Below are 23,119 nucleotides of genomic sequence, written 5' to 3' on the forward strand. Positions count from 1 at the left end.
CGGCTCACTCCTACAGGTTTATCCGTCTGCCCACAGATGTGTGGATGACTGGATTTACTCAGCCTTGAGGGTTTTCACGCCTTCACTGGTGCCCAGCAACAACAGATCCGCCGGACGCGCCGCGAACAGGCCATTGGTGACCACGCCGACGATTGCATTGATCTGCGCTTCCAGCTCCACCGGGTTGGTGATCTGCAGGTTGAACACATCCAGAATGATGTTGCCGTTGTCGGTCAAAACGCCTTCGCGGTACACCGGGTCGCCGCCCAGTTTCACCAATTGGCGGGCGACGTGGCTGCGCGCCATCGGGATCACTTCGACTGGCAGCGGGAATTCGCCCAGCACCGGCACCAGTTTGCTGGCGTCGGCGATGCAGATGAAGGTCTTGGCCACGGCGGCAACGATCTTCTCGCGGGTCAGAGCGGCGCCGCCGCCCTTGATCAGGTTCAGGTGCGCGTCGCTTTCATCGGCGCCATCAACGTAGAACTCCAGGTCGCTGACGGTGTTCAGCTCATACACTGGAATCCCGTGGCCCTTCAGACGCGCGGCAGTGGCTTCGGAACTGGCAACCGCGCCATCGAACGCGCCCTTGTGTTGGGCCAGAGCGTCGATGAAGCAGTTGGCGGTGGAGCCGGTGCCGACCCCGACGATGCTCTTGTCGTCGAGTTTCGGAAGGATGAAGTCGACGGCGGCCTGAGCCACTGCCTGTTTGAGTTGATCCTGGGTCATGCGGGCTCCGGAAGCGGGCAAGGTGAGAACGGAAAGGCCGGCATTATAGCCGCAAGCGCGGCTAAAACCTCTGGATTCGTGTGGTCGTGCGGGCAAAAGCCGGGTTAGACTCCCCGGTCCCGCTCAACCGCTCAGTGATGCTTTCCGATGCTCGAACAGTACGTCAAAAAGATCCTCACCTCGCGCGTTTATGACGTTGCCGTAGAAACCCCGCTGCAGAACGCTCGCCAGCTCTCCGAGCGGCTGGGCAATGACATCTGGCTCAAGCGTGAAGACTTGCAGCCGGTGTTCTCGTTCAAGATTCGCGGCGCCTACAACAAGCTGACGCAACTGAGCGATGAAGAGCGCGCGCGTGGCGTGGTCACCGCGTCGGCGGGCAATCATGCGCAGGGTCTGGCCCTGGCGGCGAAAGTGCTGGGCGTCAAAGCCACCATCGTCATGCCCAAGACCACCCCCGAGATCAAAGTCGAAGGCGTGCGCTCGCGCGGCGGCAAAGTCGTGCTGCACGGCGATTCGTTTCCGGAAGCGCTGGCCTACTCGCTGAAGCTGGTCGACGAAAAAGGCTACGTCTACATCCACCCGTATGACGATCCGCACACCATTGCCGGGCAGGGCACCGTGGCGATGGAAATTCTGCGCCAGCACCCGCAGCCGCTGGACGCGATTTTCGTTCCGGTCGGTGGCGGTGGTTTGATCGCCGGTATCGCCGCGTACGTGAAATACCTGCGCCCGGACATCAAAGTCATCGGCGTCGAGCCGGACGACTCCAACTGCCTACAAGCGGCGATGGCTGCCGGCGAGCGCGTGGTGCTGCCGACCGTGGGCATCTTTGCCGACGGCGTGGCCGTGGCGCAGATCGGTCAGCACACCTTCGACATCTGCAAAGACTATGTCGATGAAGTGATTACTGTCAGCACCGACGAGATCTGTGCAGCAATTAAAGATATCTACGACGATACCCGCTCGATCACCGAACCTGCCGGCGCGTTGGGCGTGGCCGGGATCAAGAAGTACGTCGAGCAACGCGGTGTCAGCGGCCAGACCTTCGTCGCCATCGACTCCGGTGCCAATGTCAACTTCGACCGCCTGCGTCACGTTGCCGAGCGCGCCGAACTGGGCGAGGGCCGTGAAGCGATCATCGCCGTGACCATCCCCGAGAAGGCCGGCAGCTTCAAGGCGTTCTGCGAAGCCATCGGCAAGCGCCAGATCACCGAATTCAACTACCGCTACAACACCGGCAGCGAAGCGCACATCTTCGTTGGTGTGCAGACTCACCCGGAAAACGACCCGCGCAGCGCATTGCTGGCGAGCTTGGCCGAGCAGGGTTTCCCGGTGCTCGACCTGACTGACAACGAACTGGCCAAGCTGCACATCCGCCACATGGTCGGTGGTCACGCGGCGCATGTGATTGATGAAGTGGTGTTCCGCTTCGAGTTCCCGGAGCGTCCGGGTGCGCTGTTCAACTTCCTTAATAAACTCGGTGGGCGCTGGAACATTTCGATGTTCCATTACCGCAACCACGGCGCTGCCGATGGCCGGGTGGTCGCGGGCCTGCAAGTGCCGCACGACGAGCGTCATCTGGTGCCGGCGGCGCTTGAGGAAATCGGCTACCCGTACTGGGATGAAAGCGACAACCCGGCCTATCAGCTGTTTCTTGGCTGAGCGGCTACGCTGATGGGCATGGCCCAAGGAAGAGAAATTCATGGAAACCCTGACCACCCTGAAAGTCCTTCATGTCGCGGCGACCGTGGTGATCCTCGCCAGCGGGTTGGGGCTCGCTGCTCTTTCCTGGCGTAATCGCAGCGAAGGGCCGGCCAGCACGATGCAGCGGCCCTGGCTGTTTATCTGGTGTTTGATGCTGATCGGTATGCTGAGCATGCCTTTCACCGGCTGGTGGTTGGTACATCTGATCGGCTGGCCACTGGGGCAGTTCTGGATTCTGGGGTCCAGCGTGATCTATGCCGTGGCCACGTTGAGTGCAGTGTGGCTGTTGGTGCGGCTTAATCGGCTGTGGACTAGCGGGGTTGGTAACTGGAAATTCACGTTGGCGCTGGCGATTGTCAGCGGCGTTGGGTTTCTCGCCATTGCGGGGTTGATGGGGGCCAAGCCTGTTTAAGGCTATATACCGAGTCGAGCCAATCGCTGGCAAGCCAGCTCCCACAGGGGTCTTCAGTGAACACGGATATTGTGGACAGCCGAAAAACCTGTGGGAGCTGGCTTGCCAGCGATGGCGTAATTAGCCGCGCAGACTAATCACCGGCCAGCCACGCTTCTCTGCTTCGGCGCGCAGATTCGGATCCGGATCGACAGCAACCGGATTCTTCACCTGCTCCAGCAACGGCAAATCATTCATCGAATCGCTATAGAAATAGCTGTCATCCAGAGAATATCCGGTCTCTTCCAGCCAACGATTCAGCCGCGTCACCTTGCCCTCGCGAAAGCACGGAATGTCGATGCTGCGCCCGCTATAACGGCCATCAACCATTTCACACTCGGTTGCGATCAGGGTTTCAACGCCCAGGCGCACAGCAATCGGCGCGGTGACGAAGCGGTTGGTCGCGGTGATGATCACCAGTTTGTCGCCAGCATCGCGGTGCTTTTTCAGCAGTTCCAGCGCCTTGGGCAAGATGATCGGTTCGATGCAGTCGCGCATGTAATCGTTGTGCCATTGATCGAGCACGGCCATTTCGGTGCGGCCGAGGATCTCCAGGCAGAAGTTCAGGTACGCGGCGTTATCCAGTTTGCCGGCCAGGTAATCCTGATAGAACTCGTCGTTGCGAGCCTTGTACGCAATCGGGTCGAGGAAGCCGCGTTCACACAGATAGTCGCCCCAGGCGTGATCGCTGTCGCCGCCCAGAAGGGTGTTGTCCAAATCGAATAGAGCCAGGCGCATTGCAGTTACCCGCTGATAAGTCTGTAAAAAGGCGACAAGAATACGGTCTTTTCACAAGAGTGCACATAAGGTAGGAAGCCTCGTTGCCGCCTTATCAACCTTTGTGGAACAATGCGGCGACATGCGTTTGCGAGGTTGTTGCCGTGATCGACCCCGATGGTTTCCGCCCCAATGTCGGGATCATTCTGACGAATGACGCCGGCCAGGTGCTATGGGCTCGCCGTATCAATCAAGATGCCTGGCAGTTTCCGCAAGGGGGAATCAACCCTGAAGAGACGCCGGAAGACGCCTTGTACCGCGAGCTGAACGAAGAAGTTGGCCTGGAACGTGAAGATGTTGAAATACTGGCCTGTACTCGGGGCTGGTTGCGCTATCGTTTGCCGCAACGTCTGGTGCGTACGCACAGCCAACCGCTGTGCATCGGCCAGAAACAGAAATGGTTTCTCCTGCGCCTGATCTCCAACGAGCAGCGGGTGCGGATGGATTTGACCGGTAAACCGGAGTTCGATGGCTGGCGGTGGGTCAGCTATTGGTATCCGTTGGGCCAGGTGGTGACATTCAAGCGCGAGGTGTATCGCCGCGCCCTCAAAGAGCTTGCCCCGCGCCTTTTAGCGCGCGACTGACGACGGAGTTCGACCCCGAGCCATGCTCAATACGCTGCGCAAGATCGTCCAGGAAGTTAACTCCGCCAAGGATCTCAAGGCGGCGTTGGGGATTATTGTGTTGCGCGTCAAAGAGGCCATGGGCAGCCAGGTCTGCTCGGTCTACCTGCTTGATCCCGAGACCAACCGCTTCGTCCTGATGGCCACCGAGGGCTTGAACAAGCGCTCGATCGGCAAGGTCAGCATGGCACCCAACGAAGGTCTGGTCGGTCTGGTCGGCACGCGTGAAGAACCCCTGAACCTCGAAAACGCTGCGGATCACCCGCGCTACCGTTACTTCGCCGAAACCGGTGAAGAGCGTTACGCCTCGTTCCTCGGTGCACCGATCATTCACCACCGCCGCGTCGTCGGCGTGTTGGTCATCCAGCAAAAAGAACGCCGCCAGTTCGACGAAGGTGAAGAAGCCTTCCTCGTGACCATGAGCGCGCAGCTCGCCGGCGTAATCGCCCACGCCGAGGCCACCGGTTCGATCCGTGGTCTGGGCCGTCAGGGCAAAGGCATTCAGGAAGCCAAGTTCGTCGGCGTGCCGGGTTCGCCGGGTGCGGCGGTCGGTACGGCGGTGGTCATGCTGCCGCCGGCCGATCTCGACGTGGTGCCGGACAAGACCATCACCGACATCAACGCCGAGCTGGCGCTGTTCAAGACCGCCATCGAAGGCGTGCGCGCCGACATGCGCGCGTTGTCCGCCAAGCTCGCGACCCAGTTGCGCCCGGAAGAGCGCGCGCTGTTCGACGTCTACCTGATGATGCTCGACGACGCCTCGCTGGGCAGCGAAATCACCACCGTGATCAAGACCGGTCAGTGGGCCCAGGGCGCGCTGCGTCAGGTGGTCACTGAGCACGTCAACCGTTTCGAACTGATGGACGACGCCTACCTGCGTGAGCGTGCCTCGGACGTCAAAGACCTCGGTCGCCGCCTGCTCGCCTATTTGCAGGAAGAGCGTCAGCAGAATCTGGTCTACCCGGAAAAAACCATTCTGGTCAGCGAAGAACTGACGCCGGCGATGCTCGGCGAGGTGCCGGAAGGCACGCTGGTCGGTCTGGTCTCGGTACTCGGTTCGGGTAACTCCCACGTGGCGATTCTGGCCCGGGCCATGGGCATTCCGACGGTGATGGGTCTGGTCGACCTGCCGTATGCCAAGGTCGACGGCATCGAAATGATCGTCGACGGCACACGCGGCGAGGTCTACACCAACCCGAGCGAAGTGCTGCGCAAGCAGTTCGCTGAAGTCGTCGAAGAAGAGAAACAACTGGCGCTGGGCCTCGACACCCTGCGTGACTTGCCATGCGTGACCCTCGACGGTCACCGCATGCCGCTGTGGGTCAACACCGGTTTGCTCGCCGATGTGGCGCGGGCGCAGAAGCGTGGCGCCGAGGGTGTCGGCCTGTACCGCACCGAAGTGCCGTTCATGATCAACCAGCGCTTCCCGAGCGAGAAGGAACAACTGGCGATCTACCGCGAGCAGCTCGCCGCGTTCCACCCGCAACCGGTGACCATGCGCAGCCTCGACATCGGCGGTGACAAGTCGCTGTCGTACTTCCCGATCAAGGAAGACAACCCGTTCCTCGGCTGGCGCGGCATTCGTGTGACTCTCGACCACCCGGAAATCTTCCTGGTGCAGACCCGCGCGATGCTCAAGGCCAGCGAAGGCTTGAACAACCTGCGGATTCTGCTGCCGATGATCTCCGGCACTCACGAACTCGAAGAAGCCCTGCACCTGATCCACCGCGCCTGGGGCGAAGTACGCGACGAAGGCACCGATGTGCCGATGCCGCCGATTGGCGTGATGATCGAGATTCCGGCAGCGGTGTACCAGACCAAGGAACTGGCGCGGATGGTCGACTTCCTGTCTGTCGGCTCCAACGACTTGACTCAGTATTTGCTGGCGGTCGACCGTAACAACCCGCGTGTGGCCGATCTTTACGATTACCTGCATCCGGCAGTACTGCAAGCCCTGCAAACCGTGGTACGCGATGCCCATGCCGAAGGCAAACCGGTGAGTATCTGCGGCGAAATGGCCGGTGATCCGGCGGCGGCGGTGCTGTTGATGGCGATGGGGTTCGACAGCCTGTCGATGAACGCCACCAACTTGCCGAAGGTGAAGTGGATGTTGCGTCAGGTCAATCTGAGCAAGGCTCAGGAGTTGTTGGCGGAGCTGATGACCATTGATAACCCGCAGGTTATCCACAGTTCGCTGCAATTGGCGCTGAAGAACCTTGGGTTGTCGAAGATGCATCCGCCGGCGGTGGTCAAGGCGCTCTGAAGATCAAAAGCCCCTCACCCTAACCCTCTCCCGGGGGGAGAGGGGACTGATTGGGGGATGCTGCAGAGGTACGCCGACCTGAAAGTGCTGTGTTGAATCCATAATCGAATCACACGGACAAGAAGGTGCTGTGTTGAATCCATAATCGATTCACACGGACTAGAAGGTGCTGTGATGAATCCATAATCGACTCGGTCTTTCAGGTCGATGTACGGCTCAAGACACCTCGGTCGGCCCCCTCTCCCTTTGGGAGAGGGCTGGGGTGAGGGTCTGCTCTTAAGCTGTTATCTCCACTTCGCCCAAATGCCCGCCATACGGCCCAAAACTCCGCTCGACTATCCGTCGCGTCCCATCCGCCTGCACGATCAACGCCGTACTCGCCCGCGTTCCATAGCTCTGGCTGGCAATAAACACACTCGACAGCAATGTTTCAGTGGCCAGACCCACCCCGGTATCCGGCAATTCCGCTTCCGGCGCGGTCTGGGCATCGCTTAGCAAATCGAGCAAGTGCTGTGGCTGCGGATCATCCAGCACCGCACTCAACGCAGCCTTGGCCTTGAGCAACTTCGGCCACGGCGTGTCCAGCCCGGCATTGGATACCCCGTAGACGCCCGATTCCAGCATCACCGGCTCCGACAGCCGCGCATTGAAATGCCACAGCTCATGACTATTGCCGAGCAACAGATTAAACCCGGCATATTCCGCCGAATGCCCGACCACTTCGTTCAAATAATCATCAATCGACGCATCACCGGTCAGAAACCGCGCCACCAGTTCCCCCCGCGACTTGCGTGCCGGCGGTTGCTGCGGATCGCGAATATTGGTCAGCGCAGCAAAGCGCCCGCTGGCACCTATCCCCAGCCAGGTTCCGCCGGCCTCCAGATCACGTCCGGCATGCACATGCGGCGCCTCCGTCCACTGCGCCAGAGGCAGGCTCGGCCGGGCGTAGAATTCGTCGCGGTTGGCCGCGACGATCAGCGGCTGGGCATGGCCCGGGCGCCAGGCGAAAACAATCAGGCACATAAGGTGGTCCTTGTGTGTTTTTTGCTCACTCTACGCATCCCGCGTCCGTGCATCCATCGCCAGTGGAGCCAAAGGGTGTGCATCCGTTACCATGCCGCTCCGGTTTTGCGGATGCGGTCTGGGGAGACGGTCATGGAATTTCTGCTCTATCTGGCGCTGGGCGCCTGTGCGGGCGTGCTGGCCGGGCTGTTCGGGGTTGGCGGCGGGATCATCATTGTCCCGGTGCTGGTGTTCAGTTTCACCTTGCAGGGCTTTGATCAGTCGATCCTCACGCATCTGGCGGTCGGCACTTCGCTGGCGACGATCATCTTCACCTCGGTCAACGCTGTGCGTGAGCATCACCGTCGTGGCGCAGTGCGCTGGCCGATCTTCATGTGGATGGCCGTCGGCATTCTGTTGGGGGCCGGTTTCGGCGCGCTGACCGCTGAAGCGATTTCTGGCCCGCACCTGCAAAAGATCATCGGCGTTTTCGCCTTGATCATCTCGGTGCAACTGGCACTGGACATCAAACCCAAGGCCAGCCGAACGGTGCCGGGTAAACTCGGTCTGACCGTGGCCGGCAGTGTGATTGGCTGGGCCTCGGCGATTTTCGGCGTCGGTGGCGGCTCGCTGACCGTGCCGTTCCTGACCTGGCGCAGTGTGCCGATGCAGCAAGCGGTGGCGACCTCGTCGGCCTGTGGCCTGCCGATCGCCTTGGTCAGTGCATTAAGTTTCATGATTCTGGGGTGGCACGATCCGTTGTTGCCGGCCCATAGTCTCGGTTTTGTGTATTTGCCGGCGTTGTTGGGCATTGCCCTGACCAGCATGATCTTCGCCCGCATCGGCGCGCGTTTGGCGCATCGCTTATCGCCGCGCTTGCTGAAACGGCTGTTCGCCGCTTTGCTGTTCAGCGTGGGCGTGAGCTTCCTGCTTTAATCGCGTCGCAATCCTGGCTTAATCCTGAGGTGGCAGCGTCGCCCGGGAATTTTGGTTTCAACTCTAACGAGGAGTCGCAATGCTGCCTTACCCGCAGATCGACCCGGTGGCCCTGGCCATCGGTCCGCTGAAAATCCACTGGTACGGTCTGATGTACCTGATCGGCATCGGCGGTGCGTGGCTGCTGGCGTCGCGCCGGCTCAACCGTTTCGACCCGACCTGGACCAAGGAGAAACTCTCCGACATGGTCTTCTGGATGTCGATGGGCGTGATCGTCGGCGGGCGCCTGGGCTATGTGCTGTTCTACGATCTGAGCGCCTACCTGGCCAACCCGACACTGATTTTCGAAGTGTGGAAGGGCGGCATGTCGTTCCACGGCGGGTTCATCGGTGTGATGCTGGCCGCGTTGTGGTTCGGCAAGCGCAACGGCAAGTCGTTCTTCCAGTTGATGGACTTCGTCGCGCCAATGGTGCCGATCGGTCTGGGCGCCGGGCGCATCGGTAACTTCATCAACGCCGAGTTGTGGGGCAAGGCCACCGACGTGCCGTGGGCCATGGTCTTCCCGCCATTCAGCGATCCGGCGCAACTGCCGCGTCACCCGTCGCAGCTGTATCAGTTCGCGCTCGAAGGCGTCGCGCTGTTCCTGATTCTGTGGATTTTCTCGCGCAAACCGCGTCCGACCATGGCCGTTTCCGGCATGTTCGCGCTGTTCTACGGCATCTTCCGTTTTATCGTCGAATTCGTTCGCGTGCCGGATGCACAACTGGGCTATCTGGCCTGGAACTGGCTGACCATGGGCCAGGTGCTCTGCGTGCCGATGATCGTCGGCGGGCTGTTCCTGATCTGGCTGGCCTATCGTCGCGCGCCGGCAGCACCGCTCGCGCCGACGGCTTAAACTACGAACCCCGGCGCGCGACGCCGGGGCTCAAAGGACACAGGTAACTCATGAAGCAATATCTCGAACTGGTCTCGCACGTTATCCAGAACGGCACCAAACAGGCCAACCGCACCGGCATCAACACCATCAGTTTCCCGGGTGCGATGCTGCGCTTCGATCTGCAGGAAGGTTTTCCGGCGATCACCACGCGCAAGATGGCCTTCAAATCGGCCATCGGCGAGATGTGCGGTTTTCTCCGTGGCGTCAACAACGCCGCCGAATTCCGGGCGCTGGGCTGCAAGGTCTGGGACCAGAACGCCAACGAAAACGCGCAGTGGCTGGCCAACCCGTTCCGTCAGGGTGACGACGACCTCGGCGAAATCTACGGCGTGCAATGGCGCAAATGGCCGGCGTACAAGCAGATCCCGCTGAGCAACACCGCCGCCATCGAACAAACCCTGGCCAACGGCTACAAGCAGATCGCTCAGGGCGAAGAAGACGGCCAAGCCTACGTGGTGTTGTACAAAGCCATCGACCAGGTGCGCCAGTGCGTCGACACGATCATCAAGGATCCAGGCAGCCGCCGCATCCTGTTCCACGGCTGGAACGTCGCTCAGCTGGATGAAATGGCGCTGCCGCCGTGCCATCTGCTGTACCAGTTCCACCCGAATGTCGAGACCAAAGAGATTTCTCTGACCCTCTACATCCGCTCCAACGATCTGGGTCTGGGCACGCCGTTCAACCTCACCGAAGGCGCCGCGCTGCTGAGCCTGATCGGTCGCCTGACCGGCTACACGCCGCGCTGGTTCACCTATTTCATCGGTGATGCACACGTCTACGAGAACCATCTGGACATGCTCAACGAACAGCTCAAGCGCGAGCCATTCGCCATGCCGAAACTGAAAATCTCCGACCGCGTGCCGGAGTTTGCCAAGACTGGCGTGTATCAGCCGGAATGGTTGGAGCTGGTCGAGCCGAGCGATTTCTCGCTGGAAGGCTATGAGCATCACGCGCCAATGACCGCGCCAATGGCGGTCTAGTCAGCAGGATCGTTCCCACGCTCTGCGTGGGAATGAATCCCGTGACGCTCCGCGTCACTTAGGACGCGGAGCGTCCATGGCGGCATTCCCACGCGGAGCATGGGAACGAGCGCCAACGTCAGTGGCCGTGGCTGCGGCCTACGTGGGAGTGTTCCACTTCCGTCGCGACAACCCCGCCACTCACTTCCAGCCGCTGCAAAATCCCGCATTGATCGGCCATCGGCCCTTCGCCACAGCGTTGGCGCAGGTCGAGCAACTGTGTCTGCAACGCCAGCAACCCATCAATCCGCGCCTTCACATGCTGGATATGCTCGTCGATCAGCGTATTCACGCTTTCACACTGATCCTGCGGGCTGTCACGCATGGCCAGCAGGCTGCGGATTTCTTCGAGGGTCATGTCGAGGGTGCGGCAGTTGCGGATGAACGTCAGGCGTTCGGCGTGGGCCTGGGTGTAGACGCGGTAGTTGCCGTCGCTGCGCGCCGGTTCCGGCAGGAGGTTTTCGCGCTCGTAGTAGCGGATGGTTTCCACGGCGCAGTCGGTGAGTTTGGCCAGTTCTCCGATCTTCATGACGACAATCTCCAAAAGGGTGCTTGACCCTATAGTGGCTACAGGGTCTTTACTTGGCAACAGGCACCTTCATGGACGCGACCAATGAGCGATTCCCAGCATACCCACAAGCCCGGCGACGGCCACGATCACAGTCATAAATTGCAGCCTGTGCATCAGCATTCACATGGCGGCGATTCCTGCTGTGGGTCGAAAACCGCAGCACCGGCACCGGTTCATGCGCACGAAGATTCCTGCTGCTCGTCGACAGCTGCCGCGCCTGCGTTGGTGCAACTGAGCGAGAAAACCAGCGCCGACGCGCGGCTGAGCAGTTTCCGTATCGAGGCGATGGACTGCCCGACCGAGCAGACGCTGATTCAGAACAAACTCGGCAAACTCGCCGGCGTGCAGCAGCTCGAATTCAATCTGATCAACCGCGTACTCGGCGTGACCCATAACCTGCCGGGCACCGAGCCCATCACCGAAGCGATCAAATCCCTCGGCATGCACGCCGAACCGCTGGAGGCGGGCGTCGAAGCGCCAGCCCCGGCACCGGTGAAAAAACACTGGTGGCCGCTGGCGCTGTCCGGTGTCGGCGCGCTCGCCGCTGAAGTCATCCACTTCACCAGCGCCGCACCGACCTGGGTGGTGGCGATCATCGCGCTGGTGTCGATCCTCAGCGGTGGTCTGAGCACTTATAAAAAGGGCTGGATCGCCCTGAAGAACCGCAACCTCAACATCAACGCGCTGATGAGCATTGCTGTGACCGGTGCCATCCTCATCGGCCAGTGGCCGGAAGCGGCGATGGTGATGTTCCTGTTCACCGTCGCCGAGTTGATCGAAGCGCGCTCGCTGGACCGTGCGCGCAACGCGATCAGCGGTTTGATGCAGATGACGCCGGAGCAAGCCACGGTGTTGCAGGCTGACGGCAGCTGGATTGAGCAGGACGTGAAAAGCGTCGAGCTCGGTGCCCGTGTGCGGGTAAAGCCCGGCGAGCGCATTGCGCTGGACGGTGAAGTGGTCAGCGGCAGTTCGACCATCGACCAGGCGCCGATCACCGGTGAGAGCCTGCCGGTCGAGAAAACAGTCGGCGACAAAGTTTTCGCCGGCACCATCAACCAGGCCGGTTCGCTGGAATACACGGTGACCGCAGCGGCGAACAACTCGACCCTGGCGCGCATCATCCACGCCGTCGAACAGGCCCAAGGTGCGCGCGCACCGACTCAACGTTTCGTCGATCAGTTCTCGAAGATCTATACGCCGGTGGTGTTCGTCTTTGCCTTGGCCGTGGCGATCATTCCGCCGCTGTTCATGGGCGCGGTGTGGTTCGACTGGATCTACCGCGCGCTGGTGTTGCTGGTGGTCGCCTGCCCATGCGCTCTGGTGATTTCCACCCCGGTGACCATCGTCAGCGGCCTCGCGGCAGCGGCGCGCAAAGGCATTCTGGTCAAGGGCGGCGTGTACCTGGAGGGCGGTTTCAAACTCGATTATCTGGCGCTGGATAAAACCGGCACGATCACCCATGGCAAACCGGTGCAGACCGATTACCTGTCCCTTGATCCGACCGCCGATGCCACCGCACCTTCAATCGCCGCGGCGTTGGCCGGCCGTTCCGATCACCCGGTGTCGCTGGCCATCACCAACGCTGCTGTGGATAAACACTTCGCAGCGCTGATTGTGGATAACTTCGAAGCGTTGGGCGGGCGTGGTGTCAAAGGCGACATCAACGGTCAGACCTACCATTTGGGCAACCACCGTCTGGTCGAAGAGTTGGGCCTGTGCTCGCCGGCACTGGAAGAAAAACTCTTCGCGCTGGAGAAACAGGGCAAATCCGTGGTGCTGCTGCTCGACAATTCCGGCCCGCTGGCACTGTTCGCGGTGGCGGATACCGTCAAGGAAACCAGTCGCGAAGCAATCCGTCAGCTCCACGAACTCGGGGTGAAAACCCTGATGCTCACCGGCGACAACGTTCACACCGCCCAAGCGATTGCCGCGCAGGTTGGCATCGACGAGGCCCGTGGCGACTTGCTGCCGACCGACAAACTGCAAGCCATCGAGGAGCTTTACGGTAAAGGTCATCGGGTCGGCATGGTCGGCGACGGCATCAACGATGCCCCGGCACTGGCCCGCGCCGAGATCGGTTTCGCCATGGCCGCTGCCGGCACCGACACCGCGATTGAAACCGCCGATGTCGCCCTGATGGACGACGATCTGCGCAAGATCCCGGCGTTCATCAGCCTGTCGCGCAACACCGCGAGCATCCTGAAACAGAACATCGCCCTGGCGCTGGTGATCAAGGCTGTCTTTCTTGCGGTAACCTTCGCTGGGCTCGCCACCATGTGGATGGCGGTGTTCGCTGACATGGGCGTGAGCCTGTTGGTGGTGTTCAACGGTTTGCGCCTGCTGCGCAAATAAACGATGAGGGATGGTTGTGCTGAGTGCCGAGCTGAAAGCGTTTTACATGGTCGCCCGTCTGGGCAGCATTACGCTGGCGGCGAAAAAACTCGGCCTCAGCCAACCGACCGTGACCACGCAGATCCGCAATCTGGAAAGTCAGTATTCGGTGGAGCTGTTCTACCGTGGCGGCCGGCGTCTGAGCGTCAGCGACGAAGGCGCGCGGTTGCTGCCGATGGTCAAGACGCTGCTGCAGCAGGAGGCCGACATCGAGTTTTTCCTGCGCAACAGCGGTCAGGTGCAGGGCACATTGCGCATCGCCGCGACGGCGCCGTATTACATTCTCGATCTGGTGAAAACCTTCCGCGAGCGTTTGCCGCAGGTGGAAGTGTCGGTGGAAATCGGTAACTCGCAGCAGGTGCTCGAAGCGCTGGAGGATTACCGGGTGGACATCGCTGCGTCGTCGCAATTGCTCGATGACGCGCGGTTGATTCGGCGGGTGCTTGGCACTGATCCGCTGGTACTGGCGGTGCATCGCAATCATCCGCTGGCGGCGCAGGAGCATGTGGCGTTGAGCGCACTGGCCGGGCATACGTTGTTGATGCGTGAGTCGGGTTCGACCACGCGGCGGCTGACGGAAGAGTTGCTGGCGAGTGCCGGGGTGAGCTTCGGGCCGTTACTGGAGATCGGCAGCCGTGAGTCGATTCGTGAGGCGGTGTTGCGCAATATCGGCATCAGCATTATTGCCCGGCAGGAAGTGCCGCATGATCCGCAGTTGCGCGTGCTGACGATCGAGAATGCGCCGCAGATTCCTGAGTATCTGTATTGCCTGAAGGAGCGCAAGGGCGCGCGGTTGCCGGCGGCGTTCCTCGGCTTGGCACAGGAAATGTCCCCCGCGTAATGATCGTTCCCACGCTCCGCGTGGGAATGCAGCCCGGGACGCTCTGCGTCCCAACAGCCGAACGCGGAGCGTCCGATGAGGCATTCCCACGCAGAGCGTGGGAACGATCTCTGGTGAACCAAAATCCCCGAATACCACTATCGGCCGTTTTTGCCTCACTGCCACATGACGGACGCATTACAACTCTAGGATTGGCCCCATCTGCTTGATGAGGTCTGTCCATGAATCCTGCCATCGCAACTGCCCTGACCAACCCCGGCGCACCCATGAAAGTGCGCGGCGTGCAGAAACGCTTCGGCGCGTTCACCGCACTGGATAACGTCTCCCTCGACGTCGCCGCCGGTGAACTGGTGTGCCTGCTCGGCCCGTCGGGCTGCGGCAAAACCACCTTGCTGCGCTGCATCGCCGGTCTGGAAAAACAGGACAGCGGCGAGCTGTACCTCGGCGAGCGCGACGTCTCGCACCTGGCCCCGCAAGCCCGCGACTACGGGATTCTGTTCCAGTCCTACGCACTGTTCCCCAATCTGACCGTCGAGGCGAATATTGCCTACGGCCTTGCCGGCAGCGGTCGCGATGAAGTGCGCCGCCGCGTCGGGCAGATGCTGGAACTGGTCGGCCTCACCGGCAGCGAGAAAAAGTACCCCGGCCAGTTGTCCGGCGGCCAGCAACAGCGCGTTGCTCTAGCTCGGGCCTTGGCGCCGGCACCGTCGCTGCTGTTGCTCGACGAACCGATGTCGGCCCTCGACGCCCGCGTCCGCGAGCATCTGTGTACTGAACTGCGCCAACTGCAGCGCAACCTCGGCATCACCACACTGATGGTCACGCACAATCAGGACGAAGCCATGCTGATGGCCGACCGTATCGCCGTGATGAACAACGGCCGCGTCGAGCAGTACGCCACCCCGCAGGAAATCTACAACCGCCCGGCCACGCCGTTCGTGGCTGAGTTTGTCGGCCAGGGCAACTGGTTGCCGTTCCAGCGCAGCAGCGACACTCACGCGCAGGTCGGCGGGATGAATCTGCGCCTCAGCGACGGCAGCATCCAGCGCGCCTCGGGCCGTTTGTTCTGCCGCCCGGAAGCGATCAACGTCAATCCACCGGTGCACGAAGAGAACCTGTTCCCGGCCAAAGTCCGCGAGATCACCTTTCTCGGCAATCGCTGCCGCATGAGCTTCGAACTCGATCAGTTGCCCGGCCACGCCTTGCTCGCCGAACTCGCCCCGGAAGCCATGCCGCGCCTCGGCGCCCAGCAAATCATGGTCGCCTTGCCGCCGCGCAGCCTGCAGGTGTTTGCCTGATGAACAGCAACCTCGCGCTGCCGCTACCGCACAAGCAGGTGCGCCAGACTTCGAAAGCCGAGATCGGCGATCGCATTTTTGTCGTCGGCGGCAAAGTGCTCTTGCTGCTGTTACTCGGCGTCGCGGTATTGCTGCCGTTGCTGGCGATCTTCTGGCGTGGCTTCAGCAGTGAGGCCGGGCAGGGCGGTGGCTGGGTCGCGGCGAAGGAGTTGGTGACCAGCGAGAATTTCCACTGGCTGCTCGGCAACAGCCTGAAAGTTTCCCTCAGCGTCGCGGCCATCGTCGTACCGCTGGCCTACCTGTTTGCCTACGCGCTGCAACGCACGATGATTCCGGCCAAGGGCATCTGGCGCGGGATTTCCCTGCTGCCGCTGATGGCGCCGTCGATGTTGCCGGGCATTGCGCTGGTCTATCTGTTCGGCAACCAGGGCATGTTGCGCGGGTTGCTCTCGGACAACATCTACGGGTTCTGGGGGATTGTGCTGGGTGAGGTGATTTACACCTTTCCCCATGCGTTGATGATTTTGCTCTCGGCGTTGTCGCTGGCCGATGCGCGACTGTTCGATGCGGCGTCGAGCATGGGCGCCAGTCCGGCCAAGGCGTTTCGCAGCATCACCTGGCCGGCCACTCGCCAGGCCGTGTTCGCCGCGTTCTGTCTGGTGTTTACCCTGACCATCACCGATTTCGGTGTGCCGGTGGTGGTCGGTGGCGACTATCAAGTGCTGGCGCTGGAGGCCTACAAAGCCGTGGTCGGCCAACAACAATTCGGTCGCGGCGCGTTGATCGGCATGGTGCTGTTGCTGCCGGCGCTGTTCAGCTTCGGTGTCGATGCCTGGTTGCGTCGGCGTCACGGCGATTCCATGAGCGGTCGCGCTCAGGTGTTCAAACCGGCGCCGTCGAAGTTGCGCGATGGCTGCTATCTGGCGATTGTCTTGCTGATCAGCGCCGCGTTGATTCTGGTGTTCGGCATGGCGGTGTTCTCCTCCTTGGTAAAGTTCTGGCCGTACAACCTTTCGCTGTCGCTCAATCATTACCAGTTCAACGAAACCGCTGGCGGTGGCTGGCTGGCCTACAGCAACAGTTTGAAAATGGCGTTGGGCACGGCACTGATCGGCAGCGTGCTGATCTTTACCGGCGCTTACCTGATGGAGAAAACCCGCAGCCAACGCGGCCTCAACCTGGCGTTGCGCATGCTCAGTTTTGTGCCGATGGCGGTGCCGGGGCTGGTGCTCGGCTTGGGTTACGTCTTCTTCTTCAACCTCACTGGCAACCCGCTGCACGTGCTGTACGGGACGATGACGCTGCTGATCGTCTGCACCATTGCGCACTACCTGACCACTGCACAAATGACTGCAACCACCGCGTTGCGCCAACTCGACGCCGAGTTCGAAGCGGCTGCACTGTCGCTGAAGGCGCCGCTGTATCGGCATTACCTGCGTGTCACCGTGCCGATCTGCCTGCCGGCGCTGCTCGACATTGTGCGCTACCTGTTCGTCTCGGCGATGACCACCGTTTCCGCGGCGATCTTCCTCTACAGCCCCGACACCATCCTCGCGGCGGTGGCGGTGCTGAACATGGATGACGCCGGCAACGTCGGCGGCGCGGCGGCGATGTCGACCCTGATTCTGTTCACCTCGGCGGGCGTGTCCTTGCTGCTGGCGTGGGCTTCGCGCGGCTTGCTGCGCCGTTCTCAAGCCTGGCGGCAAACCGCGCCCGGTCACTGATTCCAACCCCGTTCAACTCATTACAGGAAAACGATCATGTTCAAGCCTATGGCCCTGGCCACTGCTGTGCTCGCTACTTTCAGCCTGAATGCCTTCGCGGCAAAAACCGAGTTGACGGTGTACACCGCCCTCGAAGCCGAGCAGCTGAAGTCCTACAAAGAAGCCTTCGAAAAGGCCAACCCGGACGTCGAAATCAAATGGGTGCGTGATTCCACCGGGATCATCACCGCCAAACTGCTCGCCGAAAAGGCCCGCCCACAGGCTGACGCGGTGTGGGGCCTCGCCGCTTCGAGCCTGGCGATCCTCGACCAGCAAGGCATGCTGCAAAGCTACGCGCCGAAGGACCTCGGCAAGATCGGCGCGAACTACCGCGACGCTGCCAACCCGCCAGCCTGGGTCGGAATGGATGTCTGGGCCGCGACCATTTGCTTCAACACCGTCGAAGCCGAGAAGCAGGGCCTGAGCAAGCCAGTGAGCTGGCAGGATCTGACCAAACCTGAGTACAAGGGCAAGATCGTCATGCCCAACCCGGCATCGTCCGGCACCGGTTTCCTCGACGTCAGCGCCTGGCTACAAACCTTCGGCGAGAAGCAGGGCTGGGCGTATATGGACGGTCTGCACCAGAACATCGGCCAGTACGTTCACTCCGGTTCCAAGCCTTGCAAACTGGCGGCGGCGGGCGAGTTCCCGATCGGGATTTCCTTTGAATATCCGGCGGTACAGCTGAAGCGTCAGGGTGCGCCACTTGACATCATCCTGCCGAAAGAAGGTCTGGGCTGGGAGATCGAAGCGACTGCGGTGATCAAAGGCACGCCGCATGAAGACGCGGCGAAGAAACTGGCGGACTTCTCGGCGAGTGCTGAGGCGATGGATCTGTACAAGGAGAACTTCGCTGTCCTCGCGCAACCGGGTATCGCCAAGCCGCAGACCGAATTGCCGGCGGATTACGAGCAGCGCCTGATCAAGAACGACTTTGCCTGGGCCTCGAAGAATCGCGACGAGATTTTGACCGAGTGGCGCAAACGTTATGACGGCAAGTCCGAGAAAGTTGCGGCCAAGTAAATCTTCGTAGTCTGACCGGGCCTCATCGCTGGCAAGCGAGCTCCCACAGGGTTTTGCGGTGAACACGAATTTTGGGAACACCTCGATACCTGTGGGAGCTGGCTTGCCAGCGATGACGGCCTCTCTTTCAGAGCACCTCTAAATGACACAACACAAAGACCTGCTCATCGTAGGCGCTGGCATTCTCGGCCTATCGCACGCCTATGCCGCCGCCAAACGCGGCCTAAAAGTCGCCGTTTTTGAACGCACAGCCACGCCCCTCGGCGCCTCGGTGCGCAACTTCGGCCAGGCCCTGGTCACCGGCCAGCCTCCGGGCACCATGCTCGAACTGGCCAAGGCCAGCCGCGAGATCTGGGGTGATTGGGCGCAGCTCGCCGGTTTGCAAATCAAGCGCAACGGTTCCTATCTGTTCGCCCGCACTGAAGCCGAAGAACATCTGCTCGAAGCCTTCTGCAACGGTCGCGCCGTGGAACACGGTTACAACATCCAGTTGCTGCGCGGCGCTGCCTTGCGCGATCTGTATCACGGCCAGTTCCGCCACCACCGCGCCGCGTTGCACGGCATGGACGATCAACAGCTGTATTCGCGAGAAGCGATTCCGGCACTGATCGATTATCTGCGCCGCGACCTTGGCGTGGATTTTCATTTTTCCACGTTAGTGCGCGACGTCGAACCCGGCCACCTGCACAGCACCGCCGGCAGCTTCACGGCGAAGCAGATCATCGTCTGCTCCGGCCACGATTATCAAACCCTGCTGGCCGAGCCGATCGCTACGCTCGACCCGCAAATCTGTCGCCTGCAAATGCTCCGCGCCAAACCTGCGACCGAGCTGAATCTGCAACACGCCTTGCTCACCGGTTTGAGTTGCGTGCACTACGGCGCTTTCGCCGATCTGCCGGAAGCGGCGGCGGTGCAGGCGCAGATCCTGCGTGAGCAACCGCACCTGCACGACAACGGCATTCACCTGCTGATCAGCCCGACGCCGTACGGCGAGCTGATCATCGGCGACTCGCACCATTACGGCAGCGACCCTTCACCGTTCAACGCCGAGCAAGTCGACAACTGGATGCTCGAACTGGCCGAACAGACATTGGGCTGCAAGGTGCAAGTGGTCGAGCGCTGGCAGGGCGTCTATGGTTCCCGGGGGCCGGGGCCGTTTTCGTTGCTGCGCCCGGCAGCGGGATTGAGTGTGGCGCTGATGCACACCGGTGTCGGCATGAGCGTCGGCCCGGCGCTGGCCGAGCGCAATGTTGCGCAGTTGCTGGAGGAAATTGAATGACAGCTCACGAGCAAGTCGTCGCGCGGGTATTCGGGCTGTACGAACGCTTTGGCACCAGTGATTACATCGGCGAACCGGTGTCGCAGATCGAACACATGTCCCAGACCGCCGAACTGGCGATCGCCGAAGGCTTCGATGACGAAGTGGTGCTGGCGGCGTTCTTTCATGACATCGGCCATTTGTGTGCCGAGGGCGCGGAGAATATGGGCGGTTATGGCGTGGTCAGTCATGAACGGCTGGGCGCGGATTATTTGCGTGAGGCCGGTTTCAGCGAGCGCATGGCGCGGCTGGTGGAGTATCACGTGCAGGCCAAGCGGTATCTGACGTTGTGTGAGCCGGGATATTTCGAGCGCTTGAGTGAGGCGAGTCGGCGGACGCTGGAGTATCAGGGCGGGGTGATGACCGCGGCTGAGGCGGATGCGTTTGAGCGTGATCCGTTGTGTGCGGTGAGTTTGCGGATGCGGCAGTGGGATGAGTTGGCCAAGGAGAGGGCGGTGCCGGTGATTGATCTTGGGGTTTTGAAGCGTAAGGCTGCGAGATTGTTGTCTGCTGTGTGATTGTCGCCCTCACCCCAGCCCTCTCCCGGAGGGAGAGGGAGCCTACGGTGTTGTTCTCAGGTGATACATCGACCTGAGATATCCAGTCGAACTCAGGTTTGAAAAGCCTGGAGATCTGCTCCCTTTCCCCCTCTACCCCTTTGGGGAGAGGGCTGGGGTGAGGGGGTAGCGATCTAAAGCTCAAGCACCCGAGCAACCAACGCCTCAATCTGCTCCTGCCTTTCCGCCTGATTCAACTTCGCCTGCGGATTCAACGACGACCACTGCGGATGCGCCCGTGCCTTGTTCAGCGCCTCGGGCAACTTGCCCTCGCGCCAGGTCTTATCCTGCGGAGTCGCCACCTGAACCGCATCCATCGCCGCATGCCCACGTTGATCCAGCGCCAACACCAACTGCCGCTGGCGCAACGCCAACAGCCGCAACACACCGTCATCCACCGTCAGTTCGCGCTGCCCCTTGATCTTGCCCAGCAAGCGACTGCCATAACTGCGCGCCGTTTGCAGCGCACCACCGGCAATCGCCCCCGCCAACGCCGCCGCACCAAGGGTAATCCCGCCAACCAGCAAATCCACACCAGCTCCTGCCGCCGCACCTGCAGCAATCCCGCCGCCCACCCGTACGCCGAGTTGCTTCAAGGTCTCAGGGTTGAACAAGTCATCGCCCCAACGCCCATCGAGCAACGGCAAATCACTTGCCGCCGCGTCCTGCGGACGAAACGCATACAGCTTGAGCAACGCCTCAACACACTTCTGCTCGCGCTGGCGCACAGCCTTGCGCAGCTCGCTGATGGCTTGCTGTTCCTGCGCAGCTTCACTGACCACACTGCGCCGGCACGCGGCGCAGTCGATCAACAATTCAGCAATCAACCGCGCCGCACTTTGCTGACGGGCGAGGCGCTGAGCCTGCTGATCGGCAATCAATCGCTCCAGTTGCGGCCGGGCATTCTCCAGCAGCAGCGCAAGGCTTTCGTACAACCGGCGCTCGCCATCCTCGGGCGGCGCAACGCTGTCAAAACGTACCAGCGCGTGCAGTCCGAGCCTTGCCAGCGCCTCACGCCAGTCCGGCTCGCGATGATTGGCGCTGCTGACGAAATTCAGCACCGGCAGCAGCGGCTTGCCGCAACTGGCGAGCACTTCCAGTTCGTCGCGGTACTTGGCCAGTACCGGCTCGCGCGCATCGATCACATACAATCCGGCGTCGGAGGCGAGCAATTGCCGCAGCACTTTGGCCTCTTGCTCAAAGCGCTGGCGCGCCTCGCTGCCATCGAGAAACCGCGCCAATCGCGCCGGGCCATCGAGACGTTCGCCGGGACGTTCCAGGCGTTCGAGAAAATCCAGCAGGGCGATGGCGTCTTCCAGGCCGGGCGTGTCGTAGAGGTCGAGCAGCGGCTCGCCGTCCACCGACAACCGCGCGCCTTCGACATGCCGCGTGGTGCTCGGGCGATGGGAGACTTCGCCGAAGCCGACATCGCGGGTCAGCGTGCGTAACAGTGAGGTCTTGCCGACGTTGGTGTGGCCGACCACCGCGAGTTTCAGCGGCGCTTTCCAAGCATCAGTCATGGCCAGTCTCCAGCCAGTTCAACGGCGCGCAATCGGCGAACGGCAGCTCAAGTTGTTGCAGTGCAACGTGCCAATCGCCGAGACGTTCGGCGTCCAGCGCTTCGCCGGGCGGCGCTTGCAGCAGCCACACGCGGGTTTCGCCAGCGCTGCGCGCCAGCTCGGCGATTAGCGCGAGGCTGCCACGATCCGGCGAGCGCCGTGGATCGCAGGCAATCGCCAGGCGTGCTGGCGGAAAGCGGCTCAATTGTTCGAGGAGTTTGTGCCGTGACTCGCGGCTGTCGAGGATGCCAGCGTTGCTGACGTTTTTCGGCAGCGCGGGCGGCCATGGGCGTTGTTCGTCGAGTTCGATGGCGACCAGCAGCGCACCTTCGCTGGCGAGTTCGCCGACGCCACTTTCGACGCGATGCATTTGCGCAGGCTCCGGATCATTGACGCCGAGGCGTTCGCTGGTTGGCATCAGACGTTCACGCAATTGCGCGTAGCCGGGCAGGTTCAAGTCCAGACGCAGCGCGGTTTTACCGCTGTTCCAGCGCCAGAAACACAACAGCGTCAGCAGCAGACGCGGCAGCACGCCGTAGACCACCAACACGCCGACCAGCCAGGTTGCCCAGGCCTGTCGAGCGCTTTCAATATCGAGCGCGCCGTCGCCGCTGGCGCGGATCATCTCCACCGTTGGCACGTTGAAGCCGAGCAGCGATGGCAGATAACCGAGCGCGTGGGTGACGTGGATAAAGGTGTCGGCGCTGAGAATCGTGGTTTCCCAGACGAAGCCGTAGCGCCGGGTCGCCATCAGCGTCAGCAGCAGAATCAATGCGCTGAACATCGCCAGCAGCCACAAACCGTTGACCAGCGTACCGAGCGCCCAGCGATTGAGCTTCTTGCGTTGCAGCATCAAGAGCAGTGCCGGCGCCAGTTGCGCGGCTTTGGCGTCGCGGGCCATTTTTTCGCTGAGCCATAACCACAATCGGCCGAGCGTGGCGCCGTGCTCGCCGGCAAAGATCAATCCCAGCAACCAACTCAGTAGCAGAATCAGGTTCAGCCCGAGCAGACTGCCCAAGGCCCAGAACACATTGACCGGCGTTTGGCTCAACGCAGCAAAGGCCAGACCAGCGCCGCTAAGCACAGCGAAAATCATCAATAGCAGCAGTGCCAGGCGCGCACCTTGCAGCCAGTGTTTGAGGGCCGAAGTCAGCCCGTCACGTTCGGCCAGCCATAACGCCCGGCGTTGAATGCGGCTCGGCAGATCGCCGCCGGCCGTGCGCGCCAGTCGGTTGGCTTCCAGATCATCCAATGGGCCTGCGTGTTCTTCGCGCAGGCGCACGGTCTCGGTGAGCCAGAGGTTTTGCAGTGGAGTCAGTTCAGTCACGCGGCTTTCCGTCGCTTAATTGATTGAAGA

20 protein-coding genes are annotated in these 23,119 nt (G+C 61.4%); 14 read left to right on the forward strand and 6 right to left on the reverse strand.

Annotated elements, in window-relative coordinates; genetic code table 11:
* Nucleotides 1-54: 54 nt before the first annotated feature.
* Nucleotides 55-729, reverse strand: a complete 675-nt coding sequence (gene rpiA, locus ACM6JQ_RS00005; protein ID WP_007913886.1) for a ribose-5-phosphate isomerase RpiA — start codon at nt 727-729, stop codon at nt 55-57.
* Between the two features lie 147 nt (nt 730-876).
* Here rpiA and ilvA point away from each other — a divergent pair, with 147 nt between their 5' ends.
* Entirely contained in the window at nt 877-2,391 is a 1,515-nt protein-coding gene (gene ilvA / locus ACM6JQ_RS00010) for a threonine ammonia-lyase, biosynthetic (RefSeq protein WP_123376155.1), read from the forward strand.
* Between the two features lie 40 nt (nt 2,392-2,431).
* Complete coding sequence (locus tag ACM6JQ_RS00015) at nt 2,432-2,845, forward strand: DUF2269 family protein (RefSeq protein ID WP_095112822.1); 414 nt, start codon at nt 2,432-2,434, stop codon at nt 2,843-2,845.
* A gap of 120 nt (nt 2,846-2,965) precedes the next feature.
* Here ACM6JQ_RS00015 and ACM6JQ_RS00020 read toward each other — a convergent pair whose 3' ends face one another.
* Nucleotides 2,966-3,622, reverse strand: a complete 657-nt coding sequence (locus ACM6JQ_RS00020) for an HAD family hydrolase (RefSeq protein ID WP_414893042.1) — start codon at nt 3,620-3,622, stop codon at nt 2,966-2,968.
* Between the two features lie 143 nt (nt 3,623-3,765).
* Between ACM6JQ_RS00020 and ACM6JQ_RS00025 the strand changes: the two genes are divergently transcribed.
* Together ACM6JQ_RS00025 and ptsP are read left to right on the forward strand one after the other, a co-directional pair.
* Complete coding sequence (locus ACM6JQ_RS00025) at nt 3,766-4,245, forward strand: RNA pyrophosphohydrolase (protein WP_003229203.1); 480 nt, start codon at nt 3,766-3,768, stop codon at nt 4,243-4,245.
* A 22-nt stretch (nt 4,246-4,267) separates the two neighbouring features.
* Complete coding sequence (gene ptsP / locus ACM6JQ_RS00030) at nt 4,268-6,547, forward strand: phosphoenolpyruvate--protein phosphotransferase (RefSeq protein WP_007913900.1); 2,280 nt, start codon at nt 4,268-4,270, stop codon at nt 6,545-6,547.
* A gap of 276 nt (nt 6,548-6,823) precedes the next feature.
* Here the strand turns inward: ptsP and ACM6JQ_RS00035 are convergent, their stop codons facing one another.
* Nucleotides 6,824-7,570, reverse strand: a complete 747-nt coding sequence (locus ACM6JQ_RS00035; RefSeq protein WP_414893043.1) for an NRDE family protein — start codon at nt 7,568-7,570, stop codon at nt 6,824-6,826.
* Nucleotides 7,571-7,702: 132 nt separating this feature from the next.
* Here ACM6JQ_RS00035 and ACM6JQ_RS00040 point away from each other — a divergent pair, with 132 nt between their 5' ends.
* The 3 genes from ACM6JQ_RS00040 (at nt 7,703) to ACM6JQ_RS00050 (ending at nt 10,402) form a co-directional block, all read left to right on the forward strand.
* Nucleotides 7,703-8,485 carry a sulfite exporter TauE/SafE family protein gene (locus ACM6JQ_RS00040; RefSeq protein WP_007913005.1) on the forward strand — a complete coding sequence of 261 codons (783 nt, stop codon included), beginning with the start codon at nt 7,703-7,705 and terminating at the stop codon, nt 8,483-8,485.
* Between the two features lie 79 nt (nt 8,486-8,564).
* Nucleotides 8,565-9,380 carry a prolipoprotein diacylglyceryl transferase gene (gene lgt / locus ACM6JQ_RS00045; protein ID WP_007913003.1) on the forward strand — a complete coding sequence of 272 codons (816 nt, stop codon included), beginning with the start codon at nt 8,565-8,567 and terminating at the stop codon, nt 9,378-9,380.
* A gap of 50 nt (nt 9,381-9,430) precedes the next feature.
* Nucleotides 9,431-10,402 (forward strand): thymidylate synthase, encoded by a 972-nt coding sequence (locus ACM6JQ_RS00050; RefSeq protein WP_039757506.1) that lies wholly within the window; start codon nt 9,431-9,433, stop codon nt 10,400-10,402.
* A gap of 118 nt (nt 10,403-10,520) precedes the next feature.
* On the opposite strand, the gene cadR is transcribed toward ACM6JQ_RS00050, so the two are convergent.
* The gene (cadR, locus tag ACM6JQ_RS00055; RefSeq protein WP_016983204.1) at nt 10,521-10,970 is read right to left on the reverse strand and encodes a Cd(II)/Pb(II)-responsive transcriptional regulator; all 450 of its coding nucleotides are present in this window, start codon (nt 10,968-10,970) and stop codon (nt 10,521-10,523) included.
* 84 nt (nt 10,971-11,054) lie between these two features.
* Between cadR and ACM6JQ_RS00060 the strand changes: the two genes are divergently transcribed.
* The 7 genes from ACM6JQ_RS00060 to ACM6JQ_RS00090 all read left to right on the forward strand — a co-directional run bounded on the left by ACM6JQ_RS00060 (nt 11,055) and on the right by ACM6JQ_RS00090 (nt 20,164).
* On the forward strand, nt 11,055-13,364 hold the full coding sequence (locus tag ACM6JQ_RS00060) for a heavy metal translocating P-type ATPase (protein ID WP_414893044.1): 2,310 nt from the start codon (nt 11,055-11,057) through the stop codon (nt 13,362-13,364).
* Between the two features lie 16 nt (nt 13,365-13,380).
* Entirely contained in the window at nt 13,381-14,244 is an 864-nt protein-coding gene (locus tag ACM6JQ_RS00065; protein WP_064116303.1) for a LysR family transcriptional regulator, read from the forward strand.
* A gap of 221 nt (nt 14,245-14,465) precedes the next feature.
* Nucleotides 14,466-15,542, forward strand: a complete 1,077-nt coding sequence (locus ACM6JQ_RS00070; protein ID WP_095112817.1) for a putative 2-aminoethylphosphonate ABC transporter ATP-binding protein — start codon at nt 14,466-14,468, stop codon at nt 15,540-15,542.
* Nucleotides 15,542-17,266, forward strand: coding sequence for a putative 2-aminoethylphosphonate ABC transporter permease subunit (locus tag ACM6JQ_RS00075; protein ID WP_007912990.1), 1,725 nt, complete (start codon nt 15,542-15,544; stop codon nt 17,264-17,266). Before ACM6JQ_RS00070 ends, ACM6JQ_RS00075 begins: the two co-directional genes overlap by 1 nt.
* Nucleotides 17,267-17,302: 36 nt before the next feature.
* Nucleotides 17,303-18,328 (forward strand): putative 2-aminoethylphosphonate ABC transporter substrate-binding protein, encoded by a 1,026-nt coding sequence (locus ACM6JQ_RS00080; protein WP_414893045.1) that lies wholly within the window; start codon nt 17,303-17,305, stop codon nt 18,326-18,328.
* 142 nt (nt 18,329-18,470) lie between these two features.
* Nucleotides 18,471-19,607 carry a TIGR03364 family FAD-dependent oxidoreductase gene (locus ACM6JQ_RS00085; RefSeq protein ID WP_414893046.1) on the forward strand — a complete coding sequence of 379 codons (1,137 nt, stop codon included), beginning with the start codon at nt 18,471-18,473 and terminating at the stop codon, nt 19,605-19,607.
* A complete protein-coding gene (locus ACM6JQ_RS00090; RefSeq protein WP_414893047.1) occupies nt 19,604-20,164 on the forward strand; it encodes a phosphonate degradation HD-domain oxygenase in 561 nt (186 codons plus the stop codon). The genes ACM6JQ_RS00085 and ACM6JQ_RS00090 overlap by 4 nt, the downstream gene beginning before the upstream one ends.
* Before the next feature lie 173 nt (nt 20,165-20,337).
* On the opposite strand, the gene ACM6JQ_RS00095 is transcribed toward ACM6JQ_RS00090, so the two are convergent.
* Nucleotides 20,338-21,723: a GTPase/DUF3482 domain-containing protein gene (locus ACM6JQ_RS00095; protein WP_123376162.1), complete on the reverse strand. Its 1,386-nt coding sequence runs from the start codon at nt 21,721-21,723 to the stop codon at nt 20,338-20,340.
* Nucleotides 21,716-23,089 carry a DUF2868 domain-containing protein gene (locus ACM6JQ_RS00100; RefSeq protein ID WP_414893048.1) on the reverse strand — a complete coding sequence of 458 codons (1,374 nt, stop codon included), beginning with the start codon at nt 23,087-23,089 and terminating at the stop codon, nt 21,716-21,718. Before ACM6JQ_RS00100 ends, ACM6JQ_RS00095 begins: the two co-directional genes overlap by 8 nt.
* Nucleotides 23,090-23,119 lie beyond the last annotated feature (30 nt).

The organism is Pseudomonas sp. IT-232MI5, assembly GCF_949767845.1.
GTDB lineage: Bacteria > Pseudomonadota > Gammaproteobacteria > Pseudomonadales > Pseudomonadaceae > Aquipseudomonas.

Coding starts and splice junctions, on each gene's coding strand:
- rpiA (WP_007913886.1), bottom strand. CDS start 729: ATGACCCAGGATCAACTCAAACAGGCAGTGGCTCAGGCCGCCGTCGAC.
- ilvA (WP_123376155.1), top strand. CDS start 877: ATGCTCGAACAGTACGTCAAAAAGATCCTCACCTCGCGCGTTTATGAC.
- ACM6JQ_RS00015 (WP_095112822.1), top strand. CDS start 2,432: ATGGAAACCCTGACCACCCTGAAAGTCCTTCATGTCGCGGCGACCGTG.
- ACM6JQ_RS00020 (WP_414893042.1), bottom strand. CDS start 3,622: ATGCGCCTGGCTCTATTCGATTTGGACAACACCCTTCTGGGCGGCGAC.
- ptsP (WP_007913900.1), top strand. CDS start 4,268: ATGCTCAATACGCTGCGCAAGATCGTCCAGGAAGTTAACTCCGCCAAG.
- ACM6JQ_RS00035 (WP_414893043.1), bottom strand. CDS start 7,570: ATGTGCCTGATTGTTTTCGCCTGGCGCCCGGGCCATGCCCAGCCGCTG.
- ACM6JQ_RS00040 (WP_007913005.1), top strand. CDS start 7,703: ATGGAATTTCTGCTCTATCTGGCGCTGGGCGCCTGTGCGGGCGTGCTG.
- lgt (WP_007913003.1), top strand. CDS start 8,565: ATGCTGCCTTACCCGCAGATCGACCCGGTGGCCCTGGCCATCGGTCCG.
- ACM6JQ_RS00050 (WP_039757506.1), top strand. CDS start 9,431: ATGAAGCAATATCTCGAACTGGTCTCGCACGTTATCCAGAACGGCACC.
- cadR (WP_016983204.1), bottom strand. CDS start 10,970: ATGAAGATCGGAGAACTGGCCAAACTCACCGACTGCGCCGTGGAAACC.
- ACM6JQ_RS00060 (WP_414893044.1), top strand. CDS start 11,055: ATGAGCGATTCCCAGCATACCCACAAGCCCGGCGACGGCCACGATCAC.
- ACM6JQ_RS00070 (WP_095112817.1), top strand. CDS start 14,466: ATGAATCCTGCCATCGCAACTGCCCTGACCAACCCCGGCGCACCCATG.
- ACM6JQ_RS00075 (WP_007912990.1), top strand. CDS start 15,542: ATGAACAGCAACCTCGCGCTGCCGCTACCGCACAAGCAGGTGCGCCAG.
- ACM6JQ_RS00080 (WP_414893045.1), top strand. CDS start 17,303: ATGTTCAAGCCTATGGCCCTGGCCACTGCTGTGCTCGCTACTTTCAGC.
- ACM6JQ_RS00085 (WP_414893046.1), top strand. CDS start 18,471: ATGACACAACACAAAGACCTGCTCATCGTAGGCGCTGGCATTCTCGGC.
- ACM6JQ_RS00090 (WP_414893047.1), top strand. CDS start 19,604: ATGACAGCTCACGAGCAAGTCGTCGCGCGGGTATTCGGGCTGTACGAA.
- ACM6JQ_RS00095 (WP_123376162.1), bottom strand. CDS start 21,723: ATGACTGATGCTTGGAAAGCGCCGCTGAAACTCGCGGTGGTCGGCCAC.